Here is a 15,491-nt window from a genome sequence, read left to right as displayed (position 1 = left end):
ATATACAAGGTATAGCCATGAACAATTTGCACAAGCTGGACTTGAACCTGCTGCTGACCCTGAATGCCTTGCTGATCGAGCGCAACGTCACGCGGGCGGCCGCGCGGCTGCACCTGAGCCAGCCTTCCGTCAGCGTGCAGCTGGGCAAGCTGCGCGCCGCCTTCGACGATCCGCTGCTGCTGCCCGGTCCGCGCGGCATGCTGCCCACGGCGCGCGCGCTGTCCCTGTTCGCACCGTTGCAAGCCGCGCTGGCCCAGCTGGAACAAGTCTTGCTGCCGGAACAGGCGTTCGATCCGGCCACATCCGACGTGCGCTGGAACCTGGCCGCGGCCGACGCCGCCGAATATGCGATCCTGCGGCCCATGCTGCCAACGTTGCGCGCGCAGGCGCCGCTGTCGCGCATGGCCGTGTTTGAAGCCGTGCCGGCGCGCATGGCGCAAGAGCTGGAAAGCGGCCAGGTCGACCTCGGTTTCCTGGCGCAGGAAGAAGCGCCGCCCGGCTTGCGCCACCGCACCCTGTTCACCGAGCATTACGTGCTGGCGGGCCGCCACGGCCACCCGCTGCTGCAGACACCGCCCGATCTGGATCAATTTTGCGCATTGGAATTTATCGTCGTCTCGCCCAATGGCGGCGGTTTCCGCAGCAGCGTCGATACGGTGCTGGAACAGCTGGGACGGACGCGCAAGGTGGTGCTGTCCGTGCCCCATTTCCTCATCGTCCCGCCCCTGTTGGCAGAGTCCGACATGGTGGCCTTGCTGCCGTCGCGCCTGCTGAAGAACGCGCTGGGCGCGCTGCGCACCTGGGAGCCGCCCGTCGCCCTGCCCGATTACGACATGGCCATGGTCTGGCACGAGCGCATGCACCTGGACCCGGCGCACCGCTGGCTGCGCGAGCGCATCATGGAGTGGAACGGCAAGCCCGTTTGACGCGCGGGCCCGCGGCCCCGCCGCATCGGCAGTGATCGAAAATCCGCATACAGTCTCGCTTTATTTACGCTTCGAACAGGGCGGCGAACAGGTCTTCGCTCTCGTCATCGACGCCGAAGGCGTGGGTACGCATGCGCGCAAGCTGGTGTTCGGCAACGAAGTCACGCGCCGCTCGTTCTATCTCTGCACGGCCTATTTCACCATCCCCCGCGCGCCCGGCGATGCGCGCCAGATGCGCTGGTTCAATGCCCCTGGCGGCCTGAGCGTATGTTTGCGCCCCGATAACCTGGGCACCACGCGCGCCTTGCTGTCGTAAACGGCGCGCTGGTCGAAAGGCCGCATTGCGCGCCTGCCTGCGCGCCGCGTGCCGCCATACACGAATTTTTTCCGTGATGCACTAGGCAAAATTACCTAGTTAATCGAAAGAAACTCCCAATTTTCGCCATGGCGGCGAATGCGTAAGCTTGGCCCCAATAATAAAGGGTCACCATGAACGCCATTTCCATCCCCCCTCGCGGTTCGCACCGCCCTCGCGCCACTTTCTTCCCGACAACTACCTGGCTCGCGCTCATCTTGCTGCTGGGCATGCTGGGCATGCTGGCCTGTTGCGCCAGCGCCCGGGCCGCGCCTGCCGCCACGCCCGCCGCCTCTGCCGAACTGATCAAGCGCGGCGAATATGTCGCCCGCCTGGGCGACTGCGTGGCTTGCCACACGAGCCCGAACGGCGCCCCCATGGCGGGCGGCCTGGAGCTGAAAACGCCTTTCGGCACCATTTACAGCACGAATATCACGCCCGACGCGAAGACGGGCCTGGGCAGCTACTCGTTCGCGCAATTCGACCGCGCCATGCGCAAGGGCGTGGCGGCCGATGGCCACAACCTGTATCCGGCCATGCCCTACCCTTCCTACGCGAAGATCACGCCCGACGACATGCAGGCCCTGTACGCCTACCTGCAGCGTGGCGTGGCGCCCGTGGCGCAGCAAAACCGCGAAACGGACATGAAATGGCCGTTCAGCATGCGCTGGGGCTTGTCCTTGTGGAATGCCGTCTTCCTCGACGACGCGCCGTTCAAGCCCGACAGCGCCAAGTCGGCCGTCTGGAACCGCGGCAGCTATATCGCCCAGGGCCTCGGCCATTGCGGCTCCTGCCACACGCCGCGCGGCGTGGCTTTCCAGGAAAAAACCATGGGCCAGGATGGCAGCAGCGGCAAGCATTACCTGTCCGGCTTCACTTTCGACGGCTGGCATGCGGTCAACCTGCGCCAGCTGTGGACGCCGGCCGACATCGTGCAATTGCTCAAGACGGGTCGCAACAGCTTCGGCACGGCGGCCGGCAGCATGACGGAAGTCATCACGCACAGCACGCAGTACTTCACGGACGGCGACCTCGATGCGCTGGCGCACTACCTGCACAGCTTGCCGGCCAAGCCGGGCGCGCCAGTGTCGCAGAGCAAACCGGCGCTGCCCGTGGCGGCCAGCAACGATGCGCTGTACAACACGCGCGGCGGCCTGGGCTATCTGCAGTTTTGCGCCACCTGCCACCGCCGCGACGGCCGCGGCGTGGAAAACATCTTCCCGCCGCTGGCGCAGAACGATTCCGTGCAGTCGAAGGATGCCACTACCGTCATCCATATCGCGCTGACGGGCTGGCAGTCGGCCGTCACGCAGCACTCGCCCCGCTCGTTCGGCATGCCGTCGTATGACCGCCTGTCGGACAAGGAACTGGCGGAAATCCTCACCTTCGTGCGCGGCAAGTGGGGCAACCACGGCGCGCCCGTCACGCCAGCGCAGATCGCCAAGGTGCGCAAGGAACTCAAGCTCAAGGCGCCGGATGCGGGCGGCTTCGTCACGCCCCGCTTTGCGGCCCTGACGGCCGATCCGAATGCCAGCCAGTTGATCCACGGCATGCAGCTGATGACGGAAACGCGCGCGCGCCTGCCGAACAACGTGGGCAACGACCTCAATTGCAGCAGTTGCCACCTGAACGGCGGCACCGTGGCCAACGGGTCGCCCTTCCTCGGCATTTCCGCCTTCTTCCCGTCGGAAGCGCCCCGTGCCGGCAAGGTCATCAGCCTGGGCGAGCGCATCAACGGCTGCTTCCGCCGCTCCATGCACGGCAGGCCGCTGCCCGTGGACGGTCCCGACCTGCAGGCCATGGTCGCCTACATCGACTGGATGAAGGGTGCCACGCAAGCGAACGACAAGGTGCCGGGACGGGGCGTGGCCAAGATCGACCGCGCGCTGCTGCCCGATCCCGTGCATGGCAAAAAGGTGTATGCGGAGCAATGCGCCGTCTGCCATGGCGCGAATGGCGACGGCATCCGGGGCGCCAACGGCGAAGTGGCCTTCCCGCCGCTGTGGGGCGACCGTTCGTTCAACATCGGCGCTGGCATGGCCCGCACCTATACGGCGGCTGGCTTCGTCAAGGCCAATATGGTGATGGGCCACGGCCAGAAATTCCCGCTGGGCCAGGGCAACCTGTCCGACCAGGATGCCGTCGACGTGGCCGAGTATTTCACCCACATGCCGCGCCCCGACTTCCCCGACAAGGTCAAGGATTGGCCGAAGGGCGGCAAACCCACGGATGCGCGCTACTGACGCCCTGTCCCCCGCGTAATCTGCTACGCTCATGCCACGACCACGCCTGGGAGTCATGCATGAGCAGCAATATCCATCACGCGGCAGCCGACGGCTACGCCACGGCGGCCGCCACCTACGTCAAGGGCCGGCCCGATTATCCACCCGCCGTGTCGGCCTGGCTGCACGATAGTCTGGGCCTGGCGCCGGGCGCCAGCGTACTGGACCTGGGCGCCGGCACGGGCAAGTTCACGCCGCGCCTGCTGGACACGGGCGCCACCGTCGTCGCCGTGGAACCCGTGCCTGCCATGCTGGCGACCCTGTCCGCAGCCTTGCCGCAAGTGCAGGCCCTGGCGGGCACGGCAACGGCCATTCCCTTGCCCGACGCGTCCGTCGACGCCGTTGTCTGCGCACAAGCCTTTCACTGGTTCGCCACCCCGGCGGCGCTCGATGAAATCCTGCGCGTGCTCAAGCCGGGCGGCAGGCTGGGCCTGGTGTGGAATCTGCGCGACGCCAGCGTGCCCTGGGTGGCCAGGCTCGACGCCATCGTCAACCGGGCCGAAGGCGACACGCCCCGCTATTACACGGGCGCCTGGCGCCTGGCATTCCCCCACGTGGGCTTTGCGCCCTTGCAGGAAACACAATTTTCCCAGGAGCATACGGGCTCGGCCGAAGACGTGCTGTTCAACCGCGTGCGCTCGACCAGTTTTATCGCCGCCTTGCCGCCGCAGGAGCGCCAGCGCATCGACGACGAGATCCGCCAGCTGGTTGCCTCGGAGCCGGCCTTGCGGGACCGGGACAGCATCAGCGTGCCCTACCGGACGGCCGCCTTCGTGGCGCAAAAACAGGCTGCATAGATGCCGACCGGGAAAAATGGCGGGCAAGCAGGCCAGCCGGCAGCCCCGTCCGACACCTGGCTAGGCAAGCTGGGCCCTGGCCTGATCACGGGCGCGGCCGACGACGACCCCAGCGGCATCGCCACGTATTCGCAGGCGGGCGCCCAGTTCGGCTTCGGCATGCTGTGGACCGTGTGCCTGACCTTCCCTTTGATGCTGGGCATCCAGGTCATCAGCGCCAAGATAGGCCGGGTCAGCGGGCACGGGCTGGCGACGAATATCCGCCGCCACTATCCCCGCTCCCTGCTGTACGCCATCGTCGGCTTGCTGCTGCTGGCCAATGTCATCAACATCGCCGCCGACGTGGCCGCCATGGGCGATGCATTGACCCTGATCATCGGCGGCCCGCCCCACGCGTACGCCATGGGCTTCGGCCTGCTGTCCCTGCTGCTGCAAGTATTCATTCCCTATCAAAAGTACGTGCGCATCCTGAAATGGCTGACCCTGGGCTTGCTGGCCTATGTGGCCACCGTGCTGACCGTGCATATTCCATGGGGCGAAGTGGCGCTGCGCACCGTCTGGCCCCGGCTGGCCTGGTCCGCCGCGTCGGTGACCATGATCGTGGCCGTGTTCGGCACCACGATCAGTCCCTATCTGTTTTTCTGGCAGGCATCGCAGGAAGTGGAAGACTTGCAGGCCGATTCCAGTGCACAAGCCTTGCGCCGCACGCCCGAGCAGGCGCCACGGCAATTCCAGCGCATCAAGCTGGACACGGCCATCGGCATGGGCTTTTCCAATCTGGTGGCGTTCTTCATCATGCTGACGACGGCCGTGACCCTGGGCGCGCAAGGCATCACGCATATCGACACGTCGGCCCAGGCCGCTTCCGCCCTGCGCCCCATTGCGGGCGAGTTCGCGTTCGCCCTGTTCAGCCTGGGCATCATCGGCACGGGCTTGCTGGCCATACCCGTGCTGGCCGGCTCGGCCGCCTATGCCATGGCCGGCGCCTTTCACTGGAAAAGCAGCCTGGAACTGGCGCCCCGGGCCGCCAAGAAGTTCTACGGCATCATCGTCACGGCCACCGTGATCGGCGCGGCCCTGTGCTTCACGCCGCTCGACCCCATCAAGGCCCTGTACTGGAGCGCCGTCATCAACGGCGTCATTTCCGTGCCCATCATGGCCCTGATGATGGTGATGGCGTCGCGCCCCGCCATCATGGGCACGCTCACCATTTCGCGCCGGCTGCGGGCGCTGGGCTGGCTATCCACCATCGTCATGGCAACGGCCGTGCTGGCCATGTTCGCCACCATGGCCTTCTGAGCGCTACGCCGTTTTCGGCTTGAGCATGCCTTCCACGATGCCCAGCACGGTCTGGCGGGGAAGCAGGCGCGGCAGCCAGGCCAGCAGCCGGTTGGGCCGCCCTGCGACATGGCTGCTGCGGCCCCGGTCCAGCGCGCGCAGCGCTTCGTCGACCACGGCTTGCGGCACCATGCGCCGGCCCACGGCCGCTTCGGGCGCGGCCACCACGTCGAAGAAGGCCGTGTCCGTCGCACCGGGGCACAGGGCCAGCACGCGCACGCCGCGGCGGCGGTTTTCCGCCCACAGCGCTTCCGAAAACGCCAGCACGAAGGCCTTGCTGGCGCCATACACGGCCATGTAGGGATCGGGCTGCAGGGCCGCCGTGGACGCCACGTTGATGACGGCGCCCCGCCCCTGGGCCAGCATGTGCGGCAAGGCGCGGTGCGTGAGTTCCATGAGGGCCGTGCAATTGACGGCGACCTCAAGCGTCTGGCGCGCCAGGCCGATGGTCTCGAAGGGGCCATGCGTGGCGAAGCCCGCGTTATTGATCAGTACATCGGGCGGCAGGCCCAGCGCGCAGGCCCGCGCGTACGCCTCGCTGGCGGCGCCGGGCTGGCCCAGGTCGGCCACCAGCGCATGGGCGCGGATGCCGTGGCGCCGGGAAAGGTCGGCCGCCAGCGCATCAAGTACGGCGCCGGAGCGGGCCAGCAGCAGCAAGTGGGCGCCCCGCGCGGCCAGGGTTTCCGCAAAGACGCGGCCGATGCCGGACGAGGCGCCCGTGATCAGCACGGTTTGATTGGTATAGTTGAAGGCGGTCATGGCAATTGAATCGTAGTGAAGAGGATTTCACTGTAAACTGTGGTCTTTAGTCCACGGTCAAGCGTGGAACGTAAAAAAGTGCGCATGCCTTGCCCTGCACATTTTCGCGTTCCACAAATGAATAGAAAGTCAAAAAACATGCGCATCGGTGAAATCACCCGCCTGACGGGCGTCAGCAAGGATACGGTGCGCTTCTACGAGCGCCAGGGCCTGCTGGACGAAGCGCCGCAGCCGGGCATGACAAATAACTACAAGGAATATTCGGCGCAAGCCTTGCGGCGCATCGAGCTGATCGGGCACGCCAAGGCCCTGGGGTTTACCTTGAAGGAAATCGCCGAAGTGATCGCCGTCTGGCAGGAAAATACCCTCGATGCGGCCACCAAGCGGGTCATGCTGGAAATGAAAATTGCCCAGATCGACGACAAGGCCCGCTCGATGGCCGTGCTGCGCGCCGGCCTCGTCGATGCGCTGGCCAAGGTGGAGACAGGCTGCGACGATGCGGCGCCCGTGCATACACAAGGATAATCAATGAATCATTCAATCGCTAACTATTACACGCAATACCGCCACCTGGCCATCGAGGGCGCCAAGCCGCCGCCCACGGCGCAGCAGATCGCCGCCATCGAAACCCTGCTGGAAGCCCCGCTGCCGCCCGCCTTCCTGGCCTTCCTGCAGGCGGCCAACGGCGCCTGGTTCGATTACACCTGCGATGTGCCGGACGGCAATGGTGGCGTGGAAAAGATGGGCTTCAATACCTTTTTCAGCGCCGACGAGGGCGATTTCTGCGATGAAACCCTGGTGGGTGAAATCCGCGCGGCGCGCCAGCACACGGCCATGCCCCCGAAAATCCTGCCCTTCGCCCGCGATGGCGGCAATTCCATGGTCTACCTGGACCTGACGGAAGACGGCGGCGGCCGCGTGCTGGCCTATGTGCAGGAGTTGCCTGAGTGGACGGGCAAGCGCGCCCACGGTTTCATCGAACTGGCGCCCTCGTTCGACGCCTGGCTGGACAGTCTGTATATCGACCGGGAAACAGTGCTCGATGAACTCGAGCACAGCGTGTCGGAGCCCTCCCACCTGGAAGCGATGGCGCAGTGGCTCGATATCGGCATGCCCGCCTGGCGCCGCGATGCGGGCATCGCGGCCTTGTTTGCTCTGAAACAAGTCGAATTGTGCGCTAACGAACAGGACTAGTCCTACGGGCATGGCCGCGACGGTCCTATTCGTGTGCGCAGGCCGGTGGCTTAACATTGTCATCAGCTTGCAGAAAAAACCACACTTGAAAGGATTTCCCATGCCCATCTCCACCACCAGTTCCCGCACGCCATCCCTGAAAAGCGTGGCCATCGGCGCCGCCGTGGCACTGCTGAGCGGCATCGCCATCAGCAGCATTGCCGCCGCCGTGCCCGCTGCCTACGACAGGCAATTCCTCAGCAAGGCCGCCGACGCTGGCAGCACGGAAATTGCTGCCAGCAAAGTGGCGCAAAGCAAGAGCAGCAATGAGGAGGTGAAGAAATTCGCCGACGCCATGGTGAGCGGCCACACGAGAGTGGCGGAGGAATTGAAACAGCTGGCCAGCAGCAAGCAGATCGAGGTCAGCGACCAGCCTGCCGCGAAGCACAAGGCGCAGATCGACAAGCTGGGCCGGCTGGAAGGCCCGCAATTCGACAAGGAATATGCGGCCAGCATCGGCGTGGCCGCGCACCAGGAGGCTGTAAAGCTGTTTACGGATGCCAGCCGGAAGGCCAGCGATCCCGACATCAAGGCCTTTGCCGCCAAGACCTTGCCGGCGTTGCAACATCACCTGGAGATGGCGAACGCGCTGCACGGGGCGCTGGCGAAATAAACAGCAGTAAGAGGGCAGTACGCGGGGAAATGCTTGCCGTACGTGCTGTACGGCAAGTATTTCTGCTCTTGACATACAATGCGGCAACTTCGTTTTCGGCCATGCCATGACCTCATGCAGCTACTCAAGAAAACCGGCCTGATCGCCGCCGCCATCCTGTTCGCCATCCTGCTGGCAGGCTGGCTGTTCATCAAGGTGAGCGCGGCGCGCAATGCCACCGTGTATGCCCAGAAGTGGAACGACCTGGGCACGTGCGTGATCAAGACCTACGTGCCCCACTACGGCGATGGCGTAGCGCAGAATATCGTGCGCGCGCTGAGCACGACGACCTTCTTCCGCGTCTATCACAAGGACGGGACCTTGCTGGAAAGCACGGAATGGGTGCTGGACATGCATGAAGACGGTATCCTCGACTATGCGCGCTGGGGCCAGAACCGTGCCATCTATCCCACCGACCTGGGCTACGAAGGCTGGACCTTGCCCGAGTGCGCGTAAAAGGACGTCGCCATGCAAAAGCAAAAAGGACTGCGCGGCCCCTGGAGCGATGCCCTCTACGTTCCCACCTTGCACCATTTCCTCGGTCCTTTCGACGTGTATGACCGTGAGGAAACCCTGGGCGCGGAGCTCGATGGCTGGGACATGAACGACCCTGCCCGGCGCGCGGCGCTGATACGGCGCGACATCACGTCGCAATACAGGGAACTCGGCTACCGCCACCGCCATGCGCTGGTGGCCGTGCTGGCGCAGGCGCTGCAGGACCCCGCCTACGATTTCCAGGCCATCCTCGAACATGACCCCGAAAGCACGCATGCCCTGCCCTGTCGATGGGATGAAATGGACGACCCGCGCGCCTTCTTTGCCGATATCTACCGGCTGGTGCAGCAGGACTGGCGCGACGACCTGGCCCGCGCGGCGGCGGAAGACCCGGCCACCTGGTAGCGCGGCGCCCGCGCCACACTAGCTTGTCGATAGCCTGCAGCACGCTTTTCCCTCTGAAAACCGCGTTGCGGCATTACGCGCACGACGTTGCAAAAACGCCCCATTCAAAAAAAAACTGTTGCACCAGCGCATGCCCGCTGGCATCGCGCTACCATGACCTGTCGGCACTCCGATAGGTACCGCATGCGGTGCCGCTTCCTTGCCGGCTCCCCCCAGCCGCCATTTGAAGGAGACTCTCATGCCCCAGTTCGCCCCTGCCCTTTGCCTGTCGCTCGCCGTGGCCGCCCTGCCCCCGTGCGTCGCCAGCGCCGCGGAAGGAGGCGCCACGCGCGCCGACGCCGAAGCCATGGTCAAGAAAGGCGTGGCCTACATCAAGAGCGCCGGCGACGCCAAGGCGTATGGCGAGATCACGGCCAAGTCGCCGCAATTCATCCTGCACGACCTGTACCTGGTCGTCTACAAGCTCGACGGCACGGTGGTCGCACATGGCGCCAACCCGAAAATGGTGGGCAAGAACTTGATCGACTTGAAGGATATCGATGGCAAGGCCTTCGTCAAGGAAAGAGTCGACCTGGCCAGGAGCAAGGGCACGTTCTGGCAGGAATACAAATTCACGAATCCGGAAAACAAGAAGATCGAGCCGAAGGTGATGTACTGCGAAAAGCTGGCCGAGACCGTCGTCTGCGGCGGCATCTACCTGTAAGCAGCCGCCGCGCCGCCAGCGCCGGGATGGTTTTCCGCTCTCTTGACGATAGGGGCTCCGATGAAAATCGCGCAGAAGATGTTGATCGTGCCGGTGGCCGCGCTGGCTTGCCTGCTGGCCATGGGGGCCTTGTCGTATTTCGCCATGCAGCAAAACGAGCAGCGCATGCGCGAATTGAAAGACGTCACCTTGACGGCCGAGCGGCTTGCCAACCAGCAAGCTATTGCCCTGGGACAGGTGCACGCCGATGTGTATGCAAAGATCGCCATTGCCGCCAGCCTGTCGGACGAGCAGTTCAAGCAATTCGGCACGCAAACGGATGGCCAGCTGAACGCCATCGCGCAAGGCTTGACGGAACTCAAGAAGTTCTCGGGCGCCGCCACGGAAGCGGGCCAGGCCCTGCCAGGCGTCGAGCGCTACCGCAGCAGCGTGGCGCAGGCGCTGGACCTGGCCTCGATGGATGCGAACACGGGCGTGGCCGCGATGCAGAATGCCGCCACGCATTACCAGCAAGTGCGCGGGCAGCTGCGCCAGGTGCTGCTCAACCTCGACCGCCACACTGCCGATGCATTGCAGGAGACCAAGAATGCGGGCCAGCGCGCCGGCTGGCTGTCGCTGGGCACCATGGCCATCGGCTTTGCCCTGCTGGCCCTGATCGCCACCTGGGTGGCGCGCTCCGTGCTGGGCCCCATCGACGAGGCTTGCCGTGCCGCCGAAAGCCTGGCCGCAGGCGACTTGACCACGCGCATCGATGCACGGGGCGACGACGAGGTGGGCAAGCTGTCGCGGGCGCTGGCCACCGTGCTGAAGAACTGGAACGCTGTATTGGGCGACATACGCCAGGCAGGCTCCACCATCACGCTGGAAGCGAGCGAAATCGCGCTGGGCAATGCGGACTTGTCGGCCCGCACGGAGTCGCAAGCCCATTCCTTGCAGGAAACGGCATCGTCCATGCATGCCTTGACGGATACCGTGCGCGAGAACGCCAGCCATGCGCACCAGGCCAACCAGATGGTGCGGTCGACATCGGACGTGGCGCTGGAAGGCGGCCGCGTGGTGGGCCAGGTGGTCGAGACGATGGGTACGATCAAGGCCAGTTCCGGGCGCATCGTCGACATCATCGCCGTCATCGACGGCATCGCGTTCCAGACCAATATCCTGGCCTTGAACGCGGCCGTGGAAGCGGCACGCGCGGGCGAACAGGGACGCGGCTTTGCCGTCGTCGCCACGGAAGTGCGGGGCCTGGCCCAGCGCTCGGCCACGGCGGCGCGCGAAATCAAGCAGCTGATCGAGGATTCCGTGGCCAGGATAGAAACGGGCAGCGAGCTGGCCGACAGCGCCGGGCGCACCATGGGCAACATCGTCGCGTCCGTCCAGCAGGTGACGGAGATCATGAACGACATCACGGCGGCCAGCGAGCGTCAGAGCAAGGGTATCGAGGAAGTCAACAATGCCATCACGGAAATGGATGAATTGACCCAGCGCAATGCCGCCCTGGTCGAACAGTCGGCCGCCGCCGCGCAAAGCATGCAGGACCAGGCGCACGATCTATTGCGCGTGGTCGACGCTTTCCGCCTGGGCGAAGGCGGCCCGCCATTGCTGGCGCCTTAGGGCGGCGACTGCATGGCCGCTGCCGCGCAATCGAGCATGCGCCTGCCTGCCGCCACCAGCGCCGGATCGTCTTCCTCCAGCAGCAGCGTCCCTACGGTGCGCTGGTCCAGAAAGCTGCCCTGCATGGCCGCCAGGCCTGCCACGCGGTCTTGCGTGGCGCCGTGGCCGAAGGTGCGGGCGCTGAAAAAACTGTACAGGCCGGCGATTTCGCGCCGGTGCAGCCATTCCATCAATTGCACCAGGCGCGCTTGCTCCACATAGCTCAGTTCGCTCACCTTGCGCTCCGCCAGCGCGTCATGCACTTCCAGGCGCGCCATCCAGTTGCCCTCGGCGGCCGCGGCAAGCAGCTGGTCCCAGACGGCGCCGGCGTGCAGCTTGGGAGACGGCTGCAATTGATAGGCCAGCACGGCTTGCTGCTGCGGCAACGCGCCGTAGGCCGTGGGAGGCTTGCAGGCGAACTCGCGCACCTCGGGGTCGCCTTGCCGCAAGCCGCTGGCGATATGCCGCTGGATCTTGTCGCCGATGGACAGCAGGCGCCTGGCGTGTTCCTCCATGGACCACTGCGGCGGCAGCTTGCCCAGCCAGGCCAGCGCATCGTCATTGGCCCTGGCCGCCAGCACATAGGCCGCTGCCCTGGCCTGTTGATCTTTCTCTCTGGCCAGTTTCGCCGCATCCTGTTCGATATCGTAGCGGCTGGCGCTTTGCTTGAGTTGCAGGCAAGACTGGAAGGCGGCAGGCGTTTCCTGCCAGCAGCGAGCCGGTACTAGGAAGGTCCAACGCATGCTGAGCGTTTCCAGGATATACGTATCTTGCCCCTCCTCGCCCTTGAGATAGGCGCGCCCGTCCGCCTTCGTCACGCCTTGCGCCAGCTGCCTGCCGCCGGCCGTGCTCCAGGTGTACGGCTCATCGTCCTGCGGCACGTCGGGCGCGGCGTACAGGATCAGGTAGTGGCCGGCTGCGGCAGGCGCATCGGCGGCATGGCTCAGCGGCGACAACAACGACAAGGCCAGTGCAGTACTTTTTGACAACATTTTCGGCATGAAGCAATCGTCAATGCAGTTCGGTATGGCAAGCGCAGTCGTGGCCGCTGGCCGCCTCGGACAGGTTTTGCAGGATGGCGCAGTCTTGCGACGGCTTGGGCTGGTCGCACTGGTGGCGCAAGGTGACCAGTTGCTGCTGCAAGGTTTGCAGATTCGCCATCTGCTCGGCGATGCGCAGAATATGGTGGTCGAGCAACTCATTGACGCTCTGGCAGCCCTCGGCCGGGTTGTTCTTAAATTCCAGCAAGGCGCGGATATCCGTCAAGCCGATCTGCAGCGAGCGGCAATGGCGGATGAATTGCAGCCGTTCCTGGTGCTCTTCCCGGTATTCGCGGTAGCCGGCGCTGTTGCGGCCAGGTTCCTGCAGCAAGCCCGCCTTTTCATAGTAACGCACGGTTTCCACGTCACAATCTGTCCGTTTGGCCAGTTCTCCGATACGCATGGCATCTCCTTTTTCATTCCAACTTGCAAATTCCGCTTGACCCTGTAGCGGCTACAGGGTTTCTAATGGAAGCATACACGAATCCTGAAGGATGATGCGATGCCGCACGACAGCCATAACCACGCGCAGGACCATGAGCATGACCACGCGCACAAGCATGCGCACGAGCCCAGCCCTGCGCCCAAGGGGGCCAACTGCTGCTCCAGCCAGCATGCGTGCTCGTCCGCGCCTGCCGCCCCGTCCGCGCCCGCCCTGCCCAGCGCCCCCATCGCTGGCGCCAGCACGGCCAAATACCGTATCGCCAATATGGATTGCCCGACGGAAGAGCGGCTGATCCGCAACAAGCTGGCCAATATGGCCGGCGTCGTGGGCCTCGATTTCAACCTGATGAACCGCGTGCTGGACGTGCACCACACCCTGCCCTCGCTGGCCACGGTGGAAGCGGCCCTGCACGGCATCGGCATGCAGGCCATTCCCATGGAAGCGGACGCGGTCGTCGCGCGCGATCCGGCCGAAGGCAGCCTGAGCGGCCTGCAAAAGGGCTTGCTGGCCGTGTCCGGCCTGGCGGCGGCGGGCGCCGAGGCGCTGGCGTGGAGCACGCACGAAGACAGTTCGCCCCTCGTCATTGCCCTGGCCCTGCTGTCGATCGCCACGGGCGGCTGGCCGACCTTGAAGAAGGGCTGGATTGCCCTGAAAACGTTCACCCTGAACATCAATTTCCTGATGAGCCTGGCGGTGTTCGGCGCCATCGCCATCGGCCAGTGGCCGGAAGCGGCCATGGTCATCTTCCTGTTCGCCATTGCCGAGCTGATCGAAGGCTTGTCCCTGAACCGCGCGCGCAATGCCGTGCAAAGCCTGATGCAGCTGGCGCCCGACACGGCAACCGTCGCCGACGCCAGCGGCGCCTGGGGCCCGGTGAACGTTTCCACGGTAGCCATCGGCACGGTGATGCGCGTCAAGCCGGGCGAACGCATCGCCCTCGACGGCATCGTGCAAAGCGGCGAGTCGTCCGTCAACCAGGCGCCGATCACGGGTGAAAGCATGCCGGTTGACAAGGCCGTGGGCGATGTCGTGTATGCGGGCACCATCAATGAGCGGGGCTTGCTCGACGTCACCGTGACGGCCAACAGCGGCAACAGCACCCTGGCGAAAATCGTCAAGGTGATCGAGGAAACCCAGGGCAAGCAGGCGCCCACGCAGCGCTTTGTCGACAACTTCGCCCGCTACTACACGCCCGCCGTCGTCGTCTTCGCCATCCTCGTGGCCGTGCTGCCGCCCCTGCTTTTCGACGCCCCGTTCATGGCCTGGGTGTATAAGGCGCTGGTGATGCTGGTGATCGCCTGCCCGTGCGCGCTCGTCATTTCCACACCGGTGACGGTGGTCAGCGGCCTGACGGCGGCCGCGCGGCGCGGCATCCTGGTGAAAGGCGGGCAATTCCTGGAAACTGGCTACCGCATCAAGGCCATCGCCGTCGACAAGACGGGCACCTTGACCATGGGCAAACCGGCCGTCACGGACGTGGTGGCCCTGGAAGGCAGCGACCGCGACGCCATCCTGCTGCTGGCCGCCAGCCTGGACGCCAATTCGGCCCACCCGCTGGCCGCCGCCATCGTCAAGGCAGGCCCGCCCGCCAGCAGCCACTTGCCGGTGACCCAGTTTGCCGCCCTGCATGGGCGCGGTGTGCGCGGCAGCATCGATGGACAGACGTATTACCTGGGCAATGCCCGCCTGATGGCGGAATTGAATGCCCTGACGCCGGAATTGCAAGCCATCCTGGCGCGGCTGGAGCAGCAAGCCTATACGGCCATGGTGCTGGCCAGCTCGGCGGGCGCGCTGGGCGTGATCTCTGTGGCCGACGTGCTGCGCCCCACGGCGGCGTCTGCCATTGCCCGCCTGAATGCGCTGGGCGTGACGACCGTGATGCTGACGGGAGATAACTTGCTGACGGCGCAGCGCATCGCCGCCGAGGTGGGCGTAGGCCTGGTCAAGGCGGAATTGCTGCCGGAAAACAAACTGGACGAAATCAAGGCCCTGCAGCAGCAGTTCGGCGTGGTCGCCATGCTGGGTGACGGCGTCAACGATGCGCCGGCCCTGGCGCAGGCGGACATCGGCTTTGCCATGGGCGCGGCCGGCAGCGACACGGCCATCGAAACGGCGGACGTGGCCCTGATGGACGATGAACTGGGTAAATTGCCCGAGTTCATCAGCCTGAGCCAGCGCACGCGCAGCATCCTCGTGCAAAACATCAGCTTTGCCATCGGCATCAAGGCCGTGTTCTTCGGCCTGGCCCTGGCCGGCATGGCCACCCTGTGGATGGCCGTGTTTGCGGACGTGGGCGCCAGCCTGCTGGTGGTGGCGAACGGCCTCAGGTTGCTGCGCGGCAGCAAGCCCAATTAAGTTGCCATAGAAATATTTCCATCTGGACAATTGGTGTAAAAAACGCTACTTTGGCG

The 15,491-nt window shown here is 65.0% G+C and carries 16 protein-coding genes; 13 read left to right on the top strand and 3 right to left on the bottom strand.

Going from position 1 to position 15,491, the window contains the following annotated elements:
- The first annotated feature begins 17 nt into the window (after window positions 1-17).
- The 5 genes from GCN74_RS05790 to GCN74_RS05770 all read left to right on the top strand — a co-directional run bounded on the left by GCN74_RS05790 (window position 18) and on the right by GCN74_RS05770 (window position 5,659).
- On the top strand, window positions 18-926 hold the full coding sequence (locus GCN74_RS05790) for a LysR family transcriptional regulator (RefSeq protein WP_152255768.1): 909 nt from the start codon (window positions 18-20) through the stop codon (window positions 924-926).
- A gap of 31 nt (window positions 927-957) precedes the next feature.
- Window positions 958-1,242, top strand: coding sequence for a hypothetical protein (locus tag GCN74_RS05785; RefSeq protein ID WP_152255767.1), 285 nt, complete (start codon window positions 958-960; stop codon window positions 1,240-1,242).
- 278 nt (window positions 1,243-1,520) lie between these two features.
- The gene (locus GCN74_RS05780) at window positions 1,521-3,524 is read left to right on the top strand and encodes a c-type cytochrome (protein WP_226938896.1); all 2,004 of its coding nucleotides are present in this window, start codon (window positions 1,521-1,523) and stop codon (window positions 3,522-3,524) included.
- Between the two features lie 59 nt (window positions 3,525-3,583).
- Window positions 3,584-4,360: a class I SAM-dependent methyltransferase gene (locus GCN74_RS05775; RefSeq protein WP_152255766.1), complete on the top strand. Its 777-nt coding sequence runs from the start codon at window positions 3,584-3,586 to the stop codon at window positions 4,358-4,360.
- Entirely contained in the window at window positions 4,361-5,659 is a 1,299-nt protein-coding gene (locus GCN74_RS05770) for an NRAMP family divalent metal transporter (RefSeq protein WP_152255765.1), read from the top strand. It abuts the gene before it with no gap.
- A 3-nt stretch (window positions 5,660-5,662) separates the two neighbouring features.
- Here the strand turns inward: GCN74_RS05770 and GCN74_RS05765 are convergent, their stop codons facing one another.
- The gene (locus GCN74_RS05765) at window positions 5,663-6,457 is read right to left on the bottom strand and encodes an SDR family NAD(P)-dependent oxidoreductase (RefSeq protein WP_152255764.1); all 795 of its coding nucleotides are present in this window, start codon (window positions 6,455-6,457) and stop codon (window positions 5,663-5,665) included.
- Between the two features lie 138 nt (window positions 6,458-6,595).
- Between GCN74_RS05765 and GCN74_RS05760 the strand changes: the two genes are divergently transcribed.
- The 7 genes from GCN74_RS05760 (at window position 6,596) to GCN74_RS05730 (ending at window position 11,556) form a co-directional block, all read left to right on the top strand.
- A complete protein-coding gene (locus GCN74_RS05760; RefSeq protein ID WP_152255763.1) occupies window positions 6,596-6,982 on the top strand; it encodes a MerR family transcriptional regulator in 387 nt (128 codons plus the stop codon).
- 3 nt (window positions 6,983-6,985) lie between these two features.
- Entirely contained in the window at window positions 6,986-7,651 is a 666-nt protein-coding gene (locus GCN74_RS05755) for an SMI1/KNR4 family protein (RefSeq protein ID WP_152255762.1), read from the top strand.
- A 100-nt stretch (window positions 7,652-7,751) separates the two neighbouring features.
- Window positions 7,752-8,303: a DUF4142 domain-containing protein gene (locus GCN74_RS05750; protein ID WP_152255761.1), complete on the top strand. Its 552-nt coding sequence runs from the start codon at window positions 7,752-7,754 to the stop codon at window positions 8,301-8,303.
- 114 nt (window positions 8,304-8,417) lie between these two features.
- Window positions 8,418-8,798, top strand: coding sequence for a hypothetical protein (locus GCN74_RS05745; RefSeq protein WP_152255760.1), 381 nt, complete (start codon window positions 8,418-8,420; stop codon window positions 8,796-8,798).
- Window positions 8,799-8,810: 12 nt separating this feature from the next.
- Complete coding sequence (locus GCN74_RS05740) at window positions 8,811-9,242, top strand: hypothetical protein (RefSeq protein ID WP_152255759.1); 432 nt, start codon at window positions 8,811-8,813, stop codon at window positions 9,240-9,242.
- A 238-nt stretch (window positions 9,243-9,480) separates the two neighbouring features.
- On the top strand, window positions 9,481-9,945 hold the full coding sequence (locus GCN74_RS05735) for a cache domain-containing protein (RefSeq protein WP_152255758.1): 465 nt from the start codon (window positions 9,481-9,483) through the stop codon (window positions 9,943-9,945).
- A 60-nt stretch (window positions 9,946-10,005) separates the two neighbouring features.
- A complete protein-coding gene (locus GCN74_RS05730) occupies window positions 10,006-11,556 on the top strand; it encodes a methyl-accepting chemotaxis protein (RefSeq protein ID WP_226938878.1) in 1,551 nt (516 codons plus the stop codon).
- Here the strand turns inward: GCN74_RS05730 and GCN74_RS05725 are convergent.
- Entirely contained in the window at window positions 11,553-12,596 is a 1,044-nt protein-coding gene (locus GCN74_RS05725) for a hypothetical protein (RefSeq protein WP_152255757.1), read from the bottom strand. The genes GCN74_RS05730 and GCN74_RS05725 overlap by 4 nt on opposite strands.
- 10 nt (window positions 12,597-12,606) lie before the next feature.
- Window positions 12,607-13,038, bottom strand: coding sequence for a Cd(II)/Pb(II)-responsive transcriptional regulator (cadR, locus tag GCN74_RS05720; protein ID WP_152255756.1), 432 nt, complete (start codon window positions 13,036-13,038; stop codon window positions 12,607-12,609).
- Window positions 13,039-13,137: 99 nt separating this feature from the next.
- Between cadR and GCN74_RS05715 the strand changes: the two genes are divergently transcribed.
- Complete coding sequence (locus GCN74_RS05715) at window positions 13,138-15,435, top strand: heavy metal translocating P-type ATPase (RefSeq protein WP_152255755.1); 2,298 nt, start codon at window positions 13,138-13,140, stop codon at window positions 15,433-15,435.
- Window positions 15,436-15,491: the final 56 nt, after the last annotated feature.

Source organism: Janthinobacterium sp. FT14W (assembly GCF_009208755.1).
Lineage (GTDB): Bacteria > Pseudomonadota > Gammaproteobacteria > Burkholderiales > Burkholderiaceae_D > Janthinobacterium > Janthinobacterium violaceinigrum.
This window is presented reverse-complemented; position numbering and strand designations above follow the sequence as displayed.